Raw genomic sequence first — 18,471 nt, forward strand, 5'->3', positions numbered from 1 at the left:
CTTCACACGCTAAAAACTTGCAGTCTGTGCAACTTCGCTCCTAGCCTCGCTCGCGTGACCGACACCGACAACGTCGCCATCGGGCGTCGGGACCGCAAGAAGGCACAGACCCGGGCCGCGCTGACCGCCGCCGCGTTGCGACTGGTGGCCGAACGCGGCCTGGAGCACGTGACCGTGGAGGAGATCAGCGAGGCCGCAGACGTCTCCTCGCGGACCTTCTTCAACTACTTCACCTGCAAGGACGAGGCACTCACCGACGATCCGGCACTCGACGGCACACCGGTCGTGGCGCGTCTGGCCGCCGTCCCCGCGCACGTGCCGGCCTTGCGGGCCGTCCGGCTGGCCCTCGACGAGGCGATCGACACGATCCAGGCCGACCGGGAGCTGTGGCGGTTGCGGCTCACGGTCATCACCCAGAACCCCACGCTGCTGCCTCGGCTGGTGTCCAGCAACATCGCGACCGAGCGGGCCATGGTCTCGGTCATCGCCACCCGCCTCGGCGTGGGCCCCGACCACGGCCTCCCGCCACTGATCACCGCTGTCACCAGCGCCGCCTTCCACACCGCGATGCTGCGGTGGGCCGCCGGCGACGACACCCGCCCGCTCCGCGACCTCGTCGACGAGGCCTTCGCCGCGGTGGCCGCCGGCCTGCCGGATCCGCCACCCGCCTCGTGAACCCCCACCGGTCCCGCCCCGCCGCATCAGCGCCGGGGCCAGTCACTCCGCCACAAACCCGATAAGGGAGCGTCAATGACCACAACCGCCCCGCCCGCCGACGTCGCCGCCGGCACGCGCATGTCGCGTCGGGAGGTGCTCCAGGCCCTGTCCGGCCTGATGGTCGGCATGTTCGTGTCCATCCTCGCCTCCACGGTGGTGGCGAACGCGCTGCCGCGGATCATCGCCGACCTCAACGGCAGCCAGACCGTCTACACCTGGATCGTCACCAGCGAACTGCTCGCCATGACCGCGACGGTGCCGCTGTGGGGCAAGATGGCCGACCTGTACAGCAAGAAGCTGCTGATCCAGCTGTCGCTGGGACTGTTCGTGGTCGGTTCGCTCATCGCGGGCTTCACGCCGAACGTCGAGGTTCTGCTGCTCAGCCGGGTCGTCCAGGGCATCGGCGCCGGCGGCATGACAGCGCTGGCCACGATCGTCATGGCGGCGATGATCCCGCCGCGTGAGCTGGGCCGCTACGCCGGCATCTTCGGCGCGGTCTTCGGTGTGGGCACCATCGCCGGTCCGCTGATCGGCGGCCTGCTCGTCGACACGTCGTGGTTGGGCTGGCGGTGGTGCTTCCTGATCGGCGTCCCGTTCAGCATCATCTCCATCGCCCTTCTCCAGCGCACCCTTCACCTGCCCGTCGTCCGCCGCAAGGCGACGATCGACTGGCTGGGCGCCCTGCTCATCACCTCGGGCGTCTCCACGCTGCTGATCTGGTCGTCGCTGGCCGGGAACAAGTTCGACTGGGCCTCCGGCTGGACGGCCCTGATGGTCGCCGGCGGCCTGGTCCTGCTGGCGCTGGCCGTGGTCGTCGAGTCGCGGGCGGCCGAGCCGATCGTCCCGCTCGACATCTTCCGCAACCGCACGGTCTCGCTCGCGACGATCGCCAGCGTGCTGGTGGGTGTGGCGATGTTCGGCGGCACCGTCTTCCTCTCCCAGTACTTCCAGATCTCGCTGGGCAAGTCGCCCACCGTCGCGGGCCTCATGAGCCTCCCGATGATCTTCGGTCTGCTGGTGTCGTCGACGGTGGCCGGGCAGCTCATCACGAAGTACGGGCGGTGGAAGGCGTACCTGGTCGCCGGCGCCGCGGTGATGACCGCCGGCATGCTGCTGCTCGGCACCATCGACGCCAACACCAGCGTCGTCGTCCTGTCGATCTACATGGCCGTGCTGGGTGTCGGCGTCGGCATGCTCATGCAGAACCTCGTGCTCGCCGCGCAGAACGACGTGCCAGCGCAGGAGCTCGGCGCTGCCACCTCCGTACTGACGTTCTTCCGCAGCATGGGCGGCGCGATCGGGGTCAGCGCCCTCGGCGCGGTCCTGGCGAGCCGGGTGACCTCACTGACGACCGAGCGTCTCGGCCCGGCGGCCACCGCCGGTGGTGGCTCCACCGAGGTGCCCGACCTGTCCACCCTGCCCGAACCGGTGGTACGCATCCTCCAGGACGTGTACGGCATCGCCACCGCGGACCTCTTCCTGGTCGGCGCGCCGTTCGCGCTGCTGGCGCTGATCGTCGTGCTGTTCATCAAGGAGAAGCCGCTGCACACCGTCAGCGGGGACGAACGACGCGCCCAGGAGGAGGCGGCCGCAAAGGCCGCGATGCACTGAGCGGTACGACAGAGAGTCGGGGGCGGGCCGGAGGGCCCGCCCCCGCTTCGTGCCCCCTTCCGGCCTCAGCCGCGGGCGCCGACGTCGCCATCCCCGCGTTTTTCGGTAATCACATGACGTGCACAAGTCGCCACGTAACGTGAGGTAGAGCCGGTAATCGGCTGATCGCCAGACGTGCGCCCGGCCGCCACTGCGGCGGCGCCGCTCGGCCAACTGCCGGGTCGGACAGCTCCGCAACGTCGCTCAGCCGCAGGAGGTGTGGACGATGCCCATGCTCTCGGTCTTCGATCCTCGGCACACTGTCGCTCCCCCGGGATACAGCCGCTGGCTCATCCCAACCGCGGCACTGGCTGTGCACGTGTGCATCGGTCAGGTCTACGCGACGAGTGTCTACAAGAACTCCCTCATCGCGCACTTCGACAGCAGCCAGACGGCGATCGGGGCGATCTTCAGCATCGCCATCGTCATGCTGGGTTCGTCCGCCGCGGTGGGTGGCCGTTGGGTGGAAAAGAACGGGCCGCGCCGGGCGATGTTCGCCTCCGCCTGCTTCTGGGCCACCGGGTTCCTGGTCGGCGCGCTCGGCATCGCGACGCAACAACTCTGGCTGCTCTACCTCGGATACGGCGTCATCGGCGGCATCGGGCTCGGCATCGGCTACATCTCACCCGTCTCGACACTGATCAAGTGGTTCCCGGACCGCCCCGGCCTGGCCACCGGGCTGGCCATCATGGGGTTCGGCGGTGGCGCCCTGGTCGCCGGCCCGCTCGCGCGCCAACTGCTCTCCCTCTACGACTCCGGCTACAACCCCGACAACCCGGCCGCCGTGGCGTCGGGCAGCGCCCTCGTGGCGCTCTTCGTCACGTTCGGCATCGGGTATTTCGTGATCATGATGTTCGGCCCGTTCAACGTCCGGGTTCCGGCACCGGACTGGCGGCCCGCCGGGTTCGACCCGGCGAGCGTTGCCGCCAAACCTCTGGTGACGACGGCGAGCGTGTCGGCGTCGAACGCGGTGCGTACCCGGTCGTTCTGGTTGCTGTGGATCGTGCTGTTCTGCAACGTCACCGCGGGCATCGGCATCCTGGAGCAGGCCAGCCCGATGATCCAGGACTTCTTCCGGGACAACGGGACCGCCACCACGGTCTCGGTGTCGGCGGCGGCCGGCTTCGTGGGGGTGCTGTCGCTGTTCAACATGGCGGGCCGGTTCGTCTGGTCCACGACGTCCGACCTCATCGGCCGCAAGCCCATCTACATGGTCTACCTCGGCGTCGGCATGGTGTTGTACCTGCTGCTCGCCGTGGCCGGGCACTCCGCGACAGCGGTCTTCGTGCTGATCGCCGCCGCGATCATCTCCTTCTACGGCGGTGGCTTCGCCACCATGCCGGCCTACCTGCGTGACCTGTTCGGCACCTTCCAGGTCGGGGCGATCCACGGCCGGATCCTCACCGCCTGGTCGGCCGCGGGTGTCGCCGGCCCGCTGATCGTCAACGGGATCCTCGACACGCAGGGCAAGCCCGGCACACTCACCGCGGCGGCGTACCGGCCCGCGCTGTTCACCATGGTCGGCGTCCTCGCCATCGGGTTCATCGCGAACCTGCTGGTCCGTTCGGTGCCCGAGCGGTTCCACGAACCAAACCGGGGGCCGACGTCGCCCGTGGCGAAGGCGACCATCACCGAACCGGTGGCCATCGGGCCGCAGAGCCAGCCGCCCGCGCCGCCACGAGTCGGTAGCCAGACCGGACGACTGTGGTTGTCGTGGCTGCTGGTCGCGGTGCTCCTCGGGTACGGCATCGTCCAGACCGCCATCACCGCCGCGAAGCTGTTCACCGGCTGACCGGCCGCGCCGGCGGTGGCCCGTCGCGCCCACACCTCTCCTCGGATCCGAGGAAGGCGCCCCGTCGGGGGGCGCCTTCCTCGTCGGTCCGCTCAGAGTGGGGTCGTCGACCGGCTCTCGTCGAGCCGCTCCCGCTGGGGCACGACCGTGTACTTCGGATCGCGCGCCGAGACCCGTCCCGCCTCGAAGACACCGAACCGGGTCGCGATCGACGACGCCACCAGGGCGGCGCCGGAGAGCGCCGACAGGATCCGGCTGCGTCGACTGACCAGTGCGGCGACCGTGCCCACTGTCAGCAGGACGCGTCCCGCCTTGACCAGCCGGCCGCTGCGTCCGTGCGTGTAGGGCTCACCGGTGAGGCCCTGCCGCTCCAGATGGTGCCCCCCACCGAACTCGACGGCCGCCGCGGCCACTGCGAGTCGCCGTAGTGGGGCGGTCTCCGAGGGCGGTGCCGCGATCAGTCCGACCCCGGACGCGGCGGCGAGCGCGCTGCCGGCGAAGACGAACGGCAGCGAGGGGTAGGCGTCGTGCCAGGACGGCACGGCCGTGTCGGCGAGCAGCACCCCGGTGTACGTCGCCAGCGCCGGTGCCGTGGCCGCGGCGGCCAGTCCGGCGACGTTCCCGACGGGCGGTCCGATCCGGCGGGCGAGGCCGAGCACACCATGCCGCGGGAGCAGCGGTGCGAGTTCGGCGACCGCTGCCACGCCTGCGAGGGGCCCGAACGCGGCGAGGATCCAGGTGCCGACCGACATCGGCGAGGTCACCTTGGCCACCCGGAGCATGTGATGGAACCGGGTCGGCCGGCCGAGGTCGTGGATCAGCAGGTACGTGCTGGCGGCGACGCCGCCGAGCGCCGTCCACCGGCCCACCTTGCGCAGCCCCGGTCGTCCGGTCAGCTGGGCGCCCGCGCCGACCAGCGCGCTTCCGGCGGCGAGGCCACCGGTGAACAGGTAGCCGGCGATGTCGTACTTCCACACCGGCGGCTTCAGCACGGGCCGGCCGTAGTAGGAGGCGAAGTCGGCCGGCGGCACGGTGAGCTGCTCACCGCCGTCGCCGCGTCGCCGGCCGGGCTGCCGGTGGCGCTTCCCGTCGGGCTGGTCGAGGCCGGCCTGGAACTCGCGGAACCGGGCGCCGACCGACTCGTTCGATGGTGTCTCGTCGGTCATTGCCGCCTACCCAGGAACGCGACCGCCGCGGCGACCGCCATCGTCATCGCCGCCAGGCCGGCGCGTTTCCACATGGCCGGTAGGTCGCGGGTGGTCACCACCGGGTCGGGTGGCAGGCCGTACACCTCGGGCTCGTCCAGGAGCAGGAAGAACGCCCCGTCCCCACCCACACCGTCGTTCGGGTCGTGCCCGTACAGTCGCGCCTCCGCAACCCCCCGCTCGTGCAGCGTCGCCACCCGCGCGGCAGCCCGCTCCCGCAACTCGTCCAGTTCCCCGTACTGGATCGACTCGGTCGGACACGCCTGCGCACACGCCGGCGTCATCCCCACACCCAACCGGTCGTAGCACAACGTGCACTTCCACGCCCGACCGCTGGTCAATCACCCCGTACGGGCACGCGGAGATGCAGTAACCGCAGCCGTTGCAGATGTCCTCCTGCACCACCACCGTCCCGAACTCCGTCCGGAACAACGAACCCGTCGGACACACGTCCAGACACGCCGCATGGGTGCAGTGCTTACAGACATCCGACATCATCAACCACCGGAAATCCGTCCGACCCTCCGCACCCGAACCCCGCCCCGGCGGCTGCGCACCCGGCATCCCCAGAAACTCCGGCCCACCCGACATCCGCGCCGCCGCCCCCGGCGAACCGGTGGGCAGACCCGGATCCGTACCGGTGTCGGTCTCGGTACGCGCGCCGACGGCAGCCGTGAGCGGACTGACCGCCGGCCCGTCCGGGTTGTCCTCGAACGCCGCAGTCGCCCAGCCCACCGAGCGGGGCTGTTCGATGAACGCGACGTGCCGCCACGAGTTCGCGGTCAACGCACCCGTGTTGTCGTACGACATGCCCAGCAGGTCGAGGCCACTCTCCGGCACACCGTTCCACTCCTTGCAGGCCACCTCACACGCCTTGCAACCGATACAGACGCTGGTATCGGTGAAGAACCCCATCCGCGTCGTGACCATCGGTGGGTAACGGTGCACGAGGTTCCCCGACCGCCGTCGGTAGTCGACGACGAGGTCCAACAGCTCCTGGCCTCTGGGGCGTCGTCCGGGCCGGACGTCGCACGTGCCGACCTTGCTCTCCTGAATCAGGACGTTGGGGTCGAGGGTGATGCCGAACAGGTCGTTGGCCGAGTCGCCGGTCACCAGACCCTCAAAACCGAAGTGGTACGGCAACCAGACCTGGTGGATGATCCGGCCGTCCACCCGCAACGGCGTGACACGGTCGGTCACCAGCACCTTCGCCTCCACCGACGCGCGGCTGGTCACCAGATGGGCCCAGCCCAGATGGCTCAGCCCTCGCAGGGCAGCCAGCTCCGGCGACACCTCGACGAACATCTCGGGCTGCAACTCGGCCAACGGCGACACGTTGCGGCTCATCGCGCCGGCGGTGTGGTGCTCGGTGAGCCGGCTGACAGTGAACACGTACGGGAACACCTGACTGTGCTCCTGCGGCGGGCTCGGATTCAACGTGTTGATCGGGTGCGTGTAGACCTTGCGGGTCGGGTTGGCCTGCTGCCGGTAGAGCGGGTTACGCACCGGCGACTCCACCGGCTCGTAGTGGGTCGGCAGGGGCCCGTCCAGGACGCCGGTGGGCGCGTACAGCCAACCCTTGCCGTCGCCCTGAAGGATGAACGGGTCGTCGCCGGCGATGCCCGCCACGCCTGCGGCGTCGTGCTCCGGTCGGTAGGACGGCGGTTTGGTCTTCTCGAAGTCCGGCACGTCGTAACCGGTCCACTCGCCCTTGTCCGCGTCCCACCACACGTAGCGTTTGCGCTCACTCCATGGGTTGCCGTCCGGGTCGGCCGAGGCCCGGTTGTAGAGGATGCGCCGGTTCGCCGGCCACGCCCAACCCCACTCGGGCGCCACCAGTGACTGCTGCGCGCCGGGTTTGCGCCGGGCGGCCTGGTTGACGCCGTCCGCGTACACCCCGGTGTAGATCCAACAGCCGCCGACGGTGGAGCCGTCGTCCTTCATCTCGGTGAACGACGCCAGCGGCCGGCCGGTGGCCACGTCGTACCCGTTGATCTCGCGCAGCACCGCCTCGGCGCTCGGCTCCGCGTACGGACCGTGCGTGGGATAGTCCCAGGCGAGGTCGAGCAACGCCCGGTCGCGCGGCATGGTCGACGCCGCCAGCCGTTCCCGGATGATGCGCCCGAGGTGGTAGAAGAACCACAGCTCGGAGCGGGCGTCGCCCGGCGGCTCGACGGCCTTCTCCCGCCACTGCAACAACCGCTGCGTCTGCGTGAACGTGCCTTCCTTCTCCACATGCGACGCCGCGGGCAGGAAGAACACCTCGGTACGGCACTCCTCGGGCACGATCTCCCCGGTCTCGATCTCCGGCGCGTTCTTCCAGAACGTGGCGCTTTCGATCTCGAACAGGTCCCGGACGACGAGCCAGTCGAGGTTGGCCATGCCGAGGCGCTGGGCCCGACCGTGGGCCGACCCGACGGCCGGGTTCTGCCCGAGCAGGAAGTACCCCTTGATCTTCCCGTCGATCATGTTCAGCACCTGCTGGTAGGTGCCGTGATCACCGGTCATCCGCGGCATGTAGCCGTAGCAGAAGTCGTTCTCGGCGGTGGCGGCATCTCCCCAGTACGCCTTGAGCAGGTTGACGCCGTAGGTGCGGGCGTTGCCCCAGAACCCCTTCTGCCCGGGGTGCGCGATGCTGTCCACCCACTCGGTCAGGGTGGGGTGGTCGGCGTGGTGCGGCATCGGCAGGTAACCGGGCAGCAGGTTGAACAGTGTCGGGATGTCGGTCGACCCCTGGATGCTGGCGTGCCCGCGCAGGGCCATCACCCCGCCGCCCGGGCGACCCATGTTGCCCAGCAACAGCTGGATGATCGCGCCAGTTCGGATGTACTGCACACCCACGCTGTGCTGCGTCCACCCCACCGAGTAGACGAGCATGCCGGTGCGGTCCCGGCCGGAGTTCTGCGTCCAGGCCTGGGCCAGTTCGAGGAACTTCTCCTGTGGGATGCCGCAGACCCGTTCCACCATCTCCGGCGTGTAGCGGGCGTAGTGCCGCTTGAGGATCTGGTAGACGCAGCGCGGGTGCTGCAACGTCTCGTCACGCTCGGTCTCGCCGCCGACGGGGGCGCCGTGTGACTCGTGTTCCAGCCCGGCCCCGGTCTCCCGCTGCGTCTCGGTGTCCCGGGTCGTCTGGTTCTGGCCTTGGCCCTCGTAGCGCCAACTGGTCTGGTCGTACGAGGCGTTCTCCTCCTGGAAACCGGAGAAGAGCCCGTGCATGTCCTCGGTGTCGACGAACTCCTCGGTCACGATCGTCGCGGCGTTGGTGTAGGAGACCACGTACTCCCGGAAGTCCAGTTCGTTGTCGAGGATGTAGCGGATCACCCCGCCGAGCAGCGCGATGTCGGTGCCCGCCCGGATCGGCAGGTACGCGTCGGCCAGCGCGCTGGTGCGGGTGAAGCGAGGGTCGATGTGGAAGACCTTCGCCCCCCGGCGCTTGGCCTCCATCACCCACTGGAAACCCACCGGGTGCGCCTCGGCCATGTTCGAACCCTGGATGACGATGACGTCGGAGTTCGACAGGTCCTGCTGGTACTGGGTGGCGCCGCCACGACCGAAGCTGGTCCCCAGACCGGGGACGGTGGAGGAGTGTCAAATACGAGCCTGATTCTCGATCTGAAGCGCCCCCATCGCGGTGAACAACTTCTTGATCAGGTAGTTCTCCTCGTTGTCGAGCGTCGCCCCGCCCAGACTGGAGATGCCCAGCGTCCGGTTGAGCGGTCGTCCCTCGGCGTCGACGTCCTCCCAGGTTTCGTCCCGCGCGGCCAGGACCCGATCGGCGATCATGTTCATCGCGGTGTCGAGGTCCAGGTCCTCCCACTCGGTGCTGTACGGGCGGCGGTAGCGCACGGTGGTCTGCCGCAGCGGGCTGGTCACCAGGCTCTTGCTCGCCGAACCCTTCGGGCAGAGCCGACCCCGGGAGATCGGGCTGTCCGGATCGCCCTCGATCTGACTGACCTGCCCGTCCTTGACGAACACCCGCTGACCACACCCCACCGCGCAGTACGGGCACACCGACCGCGCCACGCTGTCAGCGGTATCGGTACGGGCAGTCAGCGCGCGGGACCCGTCCGACTTCGCGGCGGCACCCCGGCCCAGCGGGTCCGTGCCGGTGAGCTGGCGGTACACCGGCCAACCCGCGAACCAGCTGCGCACCCCCATCGCCGCACCTTCCCGACCAATCCGCCATATATGAACACTCTGACGGTAGATGAGGTGCCGGTCCGGTCGCAGCGGGATCACCAACAGTCATGCCTGCCCCGGCCGTCCGTGCCAGCCGTTCGTGCCAGCCGTTCACACCGGCCGGGCGAGGCGCCGGGTGGGGCGCTGGTCAGCTCGGTGCGAGCTGACCGACGGGGTGCTCGCCGAAGGTGCGGTAGCGGCGCAGCGCCCAGAACAACCAGCCGATGCTGATGATCGCCACCACGACGAAGACCAGCGAGCCGGAGAACGTGTCCCAGAGGGTGTGCAGGGCGACGACACCCAGAAACGTGCCGATGAACCCGAAGATCCGACCGACACTCGGGCTCGCCAACAACGCCCACAGCGCGCCAGCGGTGAGCCCGGTCCAGGCGGTGTGCCCGGCCGGCGCGGTCAGCCCACGGATGAACAAGGTCTGCTCCACCGCGCCGATGTTGCCCTGCGAGCTCAGCAGCGCGGTGAAGGCGTAGCCCATCGTCTCCAGCGCGGCGAAACCCATGCCGGCCGCGACCCCGATGATCAGCCCGTCCGAGGGCACCCGACGCCGGTGCTGGGCCACCACCGTGAACACCAGGATCACCGGGACGATCAACTTCGCCGACTCCTCGATCAACGCCACGAACAGCATCGGCAGGGTGCCGAGCCCCCGCAGGGTGTCGTACTCCAGCGTTCCGGCGACCACCGTGCCGATCACACCACCGAAGAACGCCGACGTCACCAGGACCGACGCCGGCACCTGCCACCGCCCGGTACGAGCCTGCGCGAACGTCAGGAACGTCAACGGCACCAGCGTCGCCCCGAGCAGGATCAACGCCGGTACGAAGTTCGGATTCTTGGTGCTGACCAGGGTGCGCAGCACCGCCAGATAAAGGATCAGCCCGACGACGAACACCCCGACCCACGCCCACCGGCGCCAACCATCACGCATACCGCGCAGTCTGTCGGACCAAGGTTACGAAGACGAACAACGGCACTGAGATCCTGACGACGTCCCGGCGGCAGCGCTGCTCCCTCGATCGTTGGCAGCTGAGCTGTTCGACACGCCGAGCGGTGCCCCGCTGAGCTGCCACCGATCGACGTGCCAAACCCCGCCTACTCCGCTTGCCCGGAAGCAGGGTGGGCACTGCCGCCTGGCTGCGGCCGGCGATCCCACAGCACCAGGCCCGCGAGCAGCATTGCCACACCCAGGCCGATCATGGCCAACCCCACGGCGGTGCGCGCACCCCCGCTCAGGTGGCCCGCCACGATCCACCCACTGCCGATTCCGAACGCCAACGGCATCACCCCCTGCGGGATGACCGGGATCCACCCCACGGTGAGCAACCCCAGCGCCCACGCGGTCAGCTTGTTCTCCCGGAACCACTGTGCGTCCCAGGTCGGCGGGAGCACCGTCTCCGTGGGCCGGCTGCGCTGGCCGGCGGCGGCGAGCACGTCGAGCCCGCGTCGGGTGAGACGTTCGTCGGCCAACCAGATGCCGCCTCGCCAGGCCGCGGCGCCGCTGAGCAGCCCGACCAGTGGCAGCAGCGGCGTCACTCCCGACGGACCCCAGATCACCAGGGCGAGCACCGGCGCGGCAGCGACCAGCCCTGACCCGGTGGCGACCAGCACGCTGACGATGTCCGTGGGGTTGTCGGCCGCGGTGGGGTGCCGGGGGTCGGCCACCGGCCGTACCCGCAGCAGCGACACCCACACCGGCACCGACGCGCCCGCGCCGAGCAGAGCCGGCAGGGTGCAGAGCGCGGCCAGCGGGTCGACGTCCGGTGCGAGGAGGACACCGGCGACGGTGAGCAGCACCCCGATCGGGGTGACCAGCACCAGCCAGGCCAGGGCCCGTCCCCGGACCTCGGCTCGTTCGCCGCCGGGCGTGGTGAGCGGCAGCCACAACGCGGTGCCGTCCAGCCCGACCAGGCCGGCCGACATGGCCGCCGCGCCGAGCACGGCGAGCGGCCCGGCCCACGGCAGCAGCAGATCCACGTCGGACAGCAGCGGCAGCCCGGCGAGCAGCGCCCCGTACACCACCGCGAACGCCAGATACTGCAACCGCAACGGATGCCGCATCCAGGCCCGCAGCTCGCGGCCGACGACCGCCCGCGTCGCGGCCGGCACCCAGCCCAGCCACTCGCGGTCAGGTGCGGCCAGCGACGCCGCGGTGGTCCGGCGCGGCCGGAACGGCACGCCAGCAGCGATCACCCTTCGGACAAGCATGAGGTACGCGGCGGCGCAGAGCGCCACGATGCCCACCAGGGCCGCCATCATGCCCACCCCTCGCCCGGTTGGCCCGGTCACGGCGGCGATCGGCCAACCGCTCGGCACGTACGCCATCGCCCGGACCACCTCCTGCGGCGCTGCCACGAGCAGGACCGACACCCACGGGAAGACCGCCCAGAGCGACCCCGCGACACCCATCGCCGTGCCGGTGAAGACGCCGGTGAGCAACGCCCCGGCGGGACCACCGGCGTGGCCGACGACCTCCAGCGCGATGGCCGAACCGATCAGCCCGAACAGCCAGAGCAGCACCGCGCCGCCGGCGGTGACGAGGACCGCGACGGTGCCGTGCCGGGCGGCGTGCACCGGCAGCGCGGCGAGCGCCACCAGCGAGACGGCCGGACCGATGCCGATCGCCGACGCGGCGAGCAGACCGATCGCGGCCGGGACCCCGCCGATCGGCTCCAACCGCAGGTGGGCCGGGCGGACCCGGCCGCGCCCGCCGCCGAGCAGCAGCGGCAGGACGATCCAGCCGAGCACCCAGGCACCGGCGAGCAGGCCGAGGGTGTGCTGGTCGCCGCGCAGCGCGTACCGGATCAGCCAGGCGGCGGCCAGCAGACCGACCAGGGCGGCCACGGTCGGCCCGGGGTGCTCGCGCAGCGAGCGGCGCAGCATCGTCGTGCGCATCCGGGCCGGCACCGCGATCGCGCCGAGGGTGTCGGCCAGCGGGGCGAGGGAGGGTTGCGCGCTCATCGTGCCCCGGTCAGCCAGTCCAGGCCGGCGCTGCCGGAGGTTTCGGCGCCGACCAACTCGACGAACCGGTCCTCCAGGCTGCTGCCGGCGGCGACCTCGGCGACCGGCCCGGCGGCGACCACCCGGCCCTGGTGGATCACGGTGACGTCGTCGCACATCTGCTCGACGAGCAGCATCGAGTGGGTGGACAGCACACAGGTGCCGCCGCCGGCCACGAACCGGCGCAGCACCCGGCGGATGGTGGCCGCCGACACCGGGTCGACCGCCTCGAACGGTTCGTCGAGCACGAGCAGCCGGGGCGCGTGCAGCAGCGCCTGGGCGAGGCCGAGCTTCTTGCGGGTGCCGGTGGAACAGTCGGCCAGGGGTGTGCCGGCACCCTTGGTCAGGCCGAGCACATCGATCAGTTCGGCGGCCCGGTCGGTGGCCGCGGCCCGGGACAGCCCGCGCAGGCCGGCGCTGTAGCGCAGCAGCTCGGCACCGGTGAGGCGTTCCGGGAAGTCGAGGCCGTCGGGGAGTACGCCGGTCAGCGCGCGGGTCACGCCGCGCTCGCGCAGCGCGTCGTGGCCGAGGATCCGGATCTCGCCGGAGTCCGGGGTGACCAGGCCGACGGCCATCCCGATGGTGGTGGACTTGCCGGCGCCGTTGGGACCGACGATGCCGTGGAAGGTGCCGGGGTGGACGGTCAGATCGACGCCGTCCACCGCGCGATGCGCCGCGAAGGTCTTGACCAGGCCACGGATCTCGAGTGCCGGGGGGATCACGCGCCGAGCATAGGTGACCTTGCACGACCGTGTGGCCCGTCGCGGACCGGTGCACGGCGGCTCCGGTCGCTCAGACGACGTGCACCAGCCGGAAGCGTTCGGTCACGACCAGGGTGTCGTCGTCCACTGTGAAGTCGGGGTCGCCCAGTTCGGCGCGCACGGCGGCGCTGTGCCAGAACGTCTCGTGTCCCGCGCGCCACTGGGCCACCGACTCGTCGCCCTCCCCCTCGGCAAGGGCGTGTGCCAGGTCGACGTCGGCGAGCCGGATCACCCGTACGTCGGTCAGCTCGATGGCCGCGACCCGCCGACCGGCGGAGTCCACCACGGCGGACAGTTGGCCCACCGTCGGCAGCGGCTCGTCGGCGCGCTGGTAGCCGATCAGCAGACCGGTCGTCGAGGTCTTCGCCCCGGACAGGATCGCGCCCACGAGTTTGTCCCGCAGTGGCCCCGGAAACGCGAACTCGGCGAGCGGAAGATCATCGAGGTCCATCCGCGAAGGCTACCCGGATCATCGGAGGGGCTGTTGCGGTGACCGACCGGTACGGGGGCACCCGGATCGCCACGAATCTGCGCGCCCTGCTCACCTCCCACCACGCGGAGGCGACCCGCGGGGCGGTGGTGGTGATCGGGTCGGACGGCTGGGACGCCGATCCGCCGGCCGAGCTGGCCGCCGTGATGGCCCGGCTGAGCCGCCGCGCGTCGAATTCCCTGCACATCCCGGTCATTGCATTCGGCCATCATTCCCTCACTCGATTGGGTGACCACGTATCGGGTGATTCTGTCTGGCGTTCGCGATTTGAGATCGTCAGGCGCGGTCGGAACGCCACTACTGCGACTCCTGCAGGCCGCATGACGGGGGAAACGAATATGGTTCGCGGGGAACGCCGATGGTTCACATCAGCGCTGGCGGCGGTCGGCGCGTTTGCCGCGTCGTCCACGCTGGTGGTTGTGGCGTCAAGCCAACCCGCATTGGCGACCGTGCCGGGCCTGCCCGGAACGCCTCAGCCCGGCACCCCGATTTTCACTGAGGACTTTTCCAACGAGAGCGCGGCTGCGGCGCCGATTCGCATTGGTTCCTACACCGGATCGCCAGGTTCCGTTTACGTGCCGGGGCCGGGTGGCAGCGGCGCGGACGGTGAGACCTATACGGCGGATCCCGCGTGGAGCCCCGGCGCGGGCGCGTGCAACGGCTGGATCATGCGTCAGACGTCGCCGCTGCCGCCCAACGGTGGCGACCCGCCGGTCACCAACAACGACCAGTGCGGTCGTTCAGACGCATGGGGCCGGCTACAGGAGATGGCCCGTGACATGGGGCTGTTTCAGGGGCAGAGCCCCGGGGAGGCCGCCACGAACCAGGTACTCACCGAGTACACCAACAGCGTGACCGGCGCGCAGCTTCCCGGATACCAACTGGAGACCGACAACAACACCATTCCGGCGATCGGTGGCCACTTCTACTCGGTCTCGGCGATCTTCGCTGAGAGGAACTGCACCGTTCCGTCCGCCCAGCGGGCGCGACTTCGGTTCGAGCTGCTTCTCAACGGCGTCCCGACGGTGCTCGCACAGAACCTGAGCCCATGCACGGATCCCGGCGCCGAGATCGTCAACAACACCTGGATAGCCAAGCTGCAATCGTTGGCACTGCAATTGTCGGTGGCTGATACACCGACCCTGGGCCTGCGCCTCTACAACGCGACCGCAACGGGCATCGGCAACGACGTCGCGTTCGACCTTCCGCAGATCGTCGACGTCACCCCCCAACTCGACAAGGCTTTCAACCCCACCACCATCGGGCAGGGGCAGACGTCCACGCTGACGTTCACCATCACCAACACCGACGATCTGCAAGCCAAGAACGGGATGAGTTTCACCGACACCCTTCCCGCCAATGTGACCGCCACCGGGGTCAACAGCACCACGTGCTCGGACGCCACTGTGACCGCTCCCGCCGGCGCCACGTCCGTCGACTTCGCCGGCAACCTGGACCTGAACGTCGCCTCCTGCACGATCTCCATCCAGGTGACCAGCACTGTGGTCGGCTCGTACACCAACACCGGATGCGTCGCCCCGGACGGCTCCACGATCCCCGGCTGCGAGAGCAACTTCCCACCATCGTCGGGATCAACCCGCCCGGCTCCACCACCCTCACCGTCATCCCCACTGTTGACCTCGCTGTGGTGAAGACCGCGTCGCAAAGTCCCTACGTGCCGGGCGCGCCCTTCTCCTACACGGTGGCAGTGACCAACGGCGGACCGTCCGATGCGGTTGGGGCAACCCTGACCGACCCGCTGCCCGCACCGCTGGCCGGGTTCACCTGGAGCTGTGAGGCGTCCGCGGGAAGTTCCTGCACCGCGTCCGGCACCGGCAGCATCAACGACACCATCACCGTTCTCGCAGGCGGGACCGTGACGTACACGATCAGCGGGACCGTGCCGTCGGGCACCACGGGCGACCTGACCAACACCGCAACGCTCACCCCACCAGACGGCGTCTCGGATCCGGAGTGCACACCGAACTGCTCGTCGACGGTCGTGACCCCGGCGACGCTGACGGTGGATCTGGCGGTGGTGAAAACCGCAAACCCGAGCCCGTACGTGCCGGGTGCACCCTTCTCCTACACGGTGACAGTGACCAACGGCGGACCGTCCGATGCGGTCGGGGCAACCCTGACCGACCCGCTGCCCGCACCGCTGGCCGGGTTCACCTGGACCTGCGAGGCGTCCGCCGGCAGTGCGTGCACCGCCTCCGGCACCGGCAGCATCAACGACACCATCACCGTCCTCGCGGGCGGGACCGTGACGTACACGATCAGCGGAACCGTGCCCTCCGGAACCAGCGGCGATTTGACCAACACGGCCACGCTCACCCCGCCCACCGGCGCGACTGACCCGGACTGCACCCCGAACTGCTCGTCGGCTGTGGCCACGCCCGCCGGACCAGTGGTCGACCTGGCCGTCGTGAAGACCGCATCCCCCAACCCATACGTGCCAGGCACGCCGCTGACCTACACGGTGACAGTGACCAACGGCGGGCCCTCCGACGCCGTCGGCGCGAACCTGACCGATCCCCTGCCTCCGCCGTTGGCCGAATTCACCTGGACCTGTGCACCATCCCCTGGCAGCGCGTGCACCGCGTCCGGAACGGGCACCATCAACGACACGATCACCGTCCTCGCGGGCGGAACGGTGACGTACACGATCAGCGGAACGGTCCCGTCGGGCACCACCGGCGACCTCACCAACACGGCCACTCTCACCCCACCGGAGGGCGTCTCAGATCCGGACTGCACGCCTAGTTGCTCATCGACCGTCGTGACTCCGGCGACGCTGACGGTGGATCTGGCGGTGGTCAAGACCGCAAACCCGAGCCCGTATGTTCCGGGCGCGTCCTTCTCCTACGCAGTCACCGTGACCAACGGCGGCCCGTCCGACGTCGTCGGCGCGAACCTGACCGACCCGCTGCCCGCACCACTGGCCGGGTTCACCTGGACCTGCGAGCCGTCCGCCGGAAGTTCCTGCACCGCCTCCGGCACCGGCAGCATCAACGACACCATCACCGTCCCGGCCGGCGGGACGGTGACGTACACGATCAGCGGAACCGTCCCGGCGGGCACCACCGGCGACCTGACGAACACCGCAACGCTCACCCCGCCGGAAGGCGTCACCGACCCGGACTGCACACCGAACTGCTCTTCGACAGTGGTCACCCCCGCCGGACCAGTGGTCGACCTCGTCGTCGTCAAAACCGCGTCCCCAAGCCCCTACGTGCCGGGCGCAGCCTTCTCCTACACGGTCACCGTCACCAACGGCGGACCCTCTGACGCCGTCGGCGCGAACCTGACCGACCCGCTGCCCGCACCACTGGGCGGATTCACCTGGACCTGCGAGCCGTCCGCCGGAAGTTCCTGCACCGCCTCCGGCACCGGCAGCATCAACGACACCATCACCGTCCCGGCCGGCGGGACAGTGACGTACACGATCAGCGGCACCGTCCCGTCGGGCACCACCGGCGACCTGACGAACACCGCAACGCTCACCCCGCCGGAAGGCGTCACCGACCCGGACTGCACACCGAACTGCTCGTCGACCGTCGTGACCCCGGCGGCGCTGACGGTGGACCTAGCCGTCGTGAAAACCGCGTCCTCAAGCCCGTACGTGCCGGGTGCACCGCTGACCTACACGGTCACCGTCACCAACGGCGGACCCTCCGACGCCGTCGGTGCGACAGTGACCGACCCGCTTCCCGCACCCTTGGCCGGGTTCACCTGGACCTGTGCGCCAGCTACCGGAAGTTCCTGCACCGCTTCGGGTACCGGCACCATCAACGACACCGTCACCGTCCTCGCCGGTGGGACGGTGACGTACACGATCAGCGGAACGGTGCCGTCCGGCACCACCGGCGATCTGACCAACACCGCCACCGTCAGCCCACCGGCCGGAGCCTCGGATCCGGAGTGCACTCCGAACTGCTCGTCGACCGTCGTGACGCCGGCTGCCCTGACGGTGGACCTCGCCGTCGTCAAAACAGCCACCCCGAGCCCCTACGTGCCAGGCGCAGCCTTCTCCTACACAGTGACCGTCAGCAACGGCGGCCCTTCGGACGCGGTCGGCGCGAATCTGACCGACCCCCTGGCCGCACCCTTGGCCGGATTCACCTGGACCTGTGTGGCATCCCCCGGCAGCGCGTGCACCGCGTCTGGCACAGGCAACATCAATGACAGCATCACCGTCCTCTCGGGCGGGACCGTGACCTACACGATCAGCGGAACCGTGCCCTCCGGCACCACCGGCGACCTCACCAACACCGCCACCCTCACCCCACCCCGACGGTGGACCTCGTTGTCGTCAAAACAGCGACACCAAGTCCTTACGTACCAGGCGCAGCCTTCTCCTACACGGTCACGGTGACCAACGGCGGACCATCCGACGCCGTCGGCGCGAACCTGACCGACCCACTGCCCGCACCACTGGCCGGCTTCACCTGGACCTGTGAAGCGTCCACCGGAAGTTCCTGCACCGCGTCCGGGACCGGCACCATCAACGACACGATCACCGTCCTCTCGGGCGGGACCGTGACCTACACGATCAGCGGAACCGTGCCCTCCGGCACCACCGGCGACCTCACCAACACCGCCACCCTCACCCCAGGCAGTGGTGAAAACCGCAACCCCGAGCCACTACGTGCCAGGTGA

General features: G+C 69.8%; 11 protein-coding genes and 2 pseudogenes. 6 read left to right on the forward strand and 7 right to left on the reverse strand.

Annotated elements, in window-relative coordinates:
* The first annotated feature begins 54 nt into the window (after nt 1-54).
* The 3 genes from IF22_RS0127710 to IF22_RS0127720 all read left to right on the forward strand — a co-directional run bounded on the left by IF22_RS0127710 (nt 55) and on the right by IF22_RS0127720 (nt 4,159).
* Entirely contained in the window at nt 55-675 is a 621-nt protein-coding gene (locus IF22_RS0127710) for an acyl-CoA-like ligand-binding transcription factor (protein ID WP_036412433.1), read from the forward strand.
* Nucleotides 676-750: 75 nt separating this feature from the next.
* Nucleotides 751-2,328, forward strand: coding sequence for an MDR family MFS transporter (locus IF22_RS0127715; protein WP_030337036.1), 1,578 nt, complete (start codon nt 751-753; stop codon nt 2,326-2,328).
* 271 nt (nt 2,329-2,599) lie between these two features.
* Complete coding sequence (locus IF22_RS0127720; RefSeq protein ID WP_036412435.1) at nt 2,600-4,159, forward strand: OFA family MFS transporter; 1,560 nt, start codon at nt 2,600-2,602, stop codon at nt 4,157-4,159.
* 92 nt (nt 4,160-4,251) lie between these two features.
* Here IF22_RS0127720 and nrfD read toward each other — a convergent pair whose 3' ends face one another.
* The 7 genes and pseudogenes from nrfD to IF22_RS0127755 all read right to left on the reverse strand — a co-directional run bounded on the left by nrfD (nt 4,252) and on the right by IF22_RS0127755 (nt 13,770).
* On the reverse strand, nt 4,252-5,325 hold the full coding sequence (gene nrfD / locus IF22_RS0127725) for an NrfD/PsrC family molybdoenzyme membrane anchor subunit (protein WP_030337041.1): 1,074 nt from the start codon (nt 5,323-5,325) through the stop codon (nt 4,252-4,254).
* Nucleotides 5,322-6,294 (reverse strand): annotated as a pseudogene (locus IF22_RS35205) (4Fe-4S dicluster domain-containing protein). The gene nrfD and the pseudogene IF22_RS35205 overlap by 4 nt, the downstream one beginning before the upstream one ends.
* Nucleotides 6,283-9,522 (reverse strand): annotated as a pseudogene (gene fdh, locus IF22_RS0127730) (formate dehydrogenase); the annotation flags it as partial. The pseudogenes IF22_RS35205 and fdh, both read right to left, overlap by 12 nt.
* Nucleotides 9,523-9,691: 169 nt before the next feature.
* Nucleotides 9,692-10,489, reverse strand: a complete 798-nt coding sequence (locus IF22_RS0127740; protein WP_036412437.1) for a PrsW family intramembrane metalloprotease — start codon at nt 10,487-10,489, stop codon at nt 9,692-9,694.
* A 164-nt stretch (nt 10,490-10,653) separates the two neighbouring features.
* Nucleotides 10,654-12,519: a hypothetical protein gene (locus tag IF22_RS0127745; protein ID WP_030337045.1), complete on the reverse strand. Its 1,866-nt coding sequence runs from the start codon at nt 12,517-12,519 to the stop codon at nt 10,654-10,656.
* A complete protein-coding gene (locus tag IF22_RS0127750; protein WP_030337046.1) occupies nt 12,516-13,280 on the reverse strand; it encodes an ABC transporter ATP-binding protein in 765 nt (254 codons plus the stop codon). The genes IF22_RS0127745 and IF22_RS0127750 overlap by 4 nt, the downstream gene beginning before the upstream one ends.
* A 70-nt stretch (nt 13,281-13,350) precedes the next feature.
* On the reverse strand, nt 13,351-13,770 hold the full coding sequence (locus IF22_RS0127755) for an ASCH domain-containing protein (protein WP_030337047.1): 420 nt from the start codon (nt 13,768-13,770) through the stop codon (nt 13,351-13,353).
* Nucleotides 13,771-13,808: 38 nt separating this feature from the next.
* Here IF22_RS0127755 and IF22_RS36505 point away from each other — a divergent pair, with 38 nt between their 5' ends.
* Genes IF22_RS36505 through IF22_RS0127775 form a run of 3 tightly spaced genes read left to right on the forward strand, consistent with a single transcriptional unit; the run spans nt 13,809 to nt 18,471 of the window.
* Nucleotides 13,809-15,461 (forward strand): DUF7933 domain-containing protein, encoded by a 1,653-nt coding sequence (locus tag IF22_RS36505; RefSeq protein WP_245233753.1) that lies wholly within the window; start codon nt 13,809-13,811, stop codon nt 15,459-15,461.
* Nucleotides 15,458-18,187, forward strand: a complete 2,730-nt coding sequence (locus tag IF22_RS0127770) for a hypothetical protein (protein ID WP_425339856.1) — start codon at nt 15,458-15,460, stop codon at nt 18,185-18,187. Before IF22_RS36505 ends, IF22_RS0127770 begins: the two co-directional genes overlap by 4 nt.
* Nucleotides 18,109-18,471 carry a DUF11 domain-containing protein gene (locus IF22_RS0127775; protein WP_081884099.1) on the forward strand — a complete coding sequence of 121 codons (363 nt, stop codon included), beginning with the start codon at nt 18,109-18,111 and terminating at the stop codon, nt 18,469-18,471. The genes IF22_RS0127770 and IF22_RS0127775 overlap by 79 nt, the downstream gene beginning before the upstream one ends.

It is taken from the genome of Micromonospora parva (genome assembly GCF_000718515.1).
GTDB classification, from domain to species: domain Bacteria; phylum Actinomycetota; class Actinomycetes; order Mycobacteriales; family Micromonosporaceae; genus Micromonospora; species Micromonospora parva.

Bases quoted from the DNA above. Each gene is read 5' to 3' on its own strand.
- nrfD (WP_030337041.1), bottom strand. From the start codon at position 5,325: ATGACCGACGAGACACCATCGAACGAGTCGGTCGGCGCCCGGTTCCGC.
- IF22_RS0127740 (WP_036412437.1), bottom strand. From the start codon at position 10,489: ATGCGTGATGGTTGGCGCCGGTGGGCGTGGGTCGGGGTGTTCGTCGTC.
- IF22_RS0127720 (WP_036412435.1), top strand. From the start codon at position 2,600: ATGCTCTCGGTCTTCGATCCTCGGCACACTGTCGCTCCCCCGGGATAC.
- IF22_RS0127715 (WP_030337036.1), top strand. From the start codon at position 751: ATGACCACAACCGCCCCGCCCGCCGACGTCGCCGCCGGCACGCGCATG.
- IF22_RS0127745 (WP_030337045.1), bottom strand. From the start codon at position 12,519: ATGAGCGCGCAACCCTCCCTCGCCCCGCTGGCCGACACCCTCGGCGCG.
- IF22_RS0127755 (WP_030337047.1), bottom strand. From the start codon at position 13,770: ATGGACCTCGATGATCTTCCGCTCGCCGAGTTCGCGTTTCCGGGGCCA.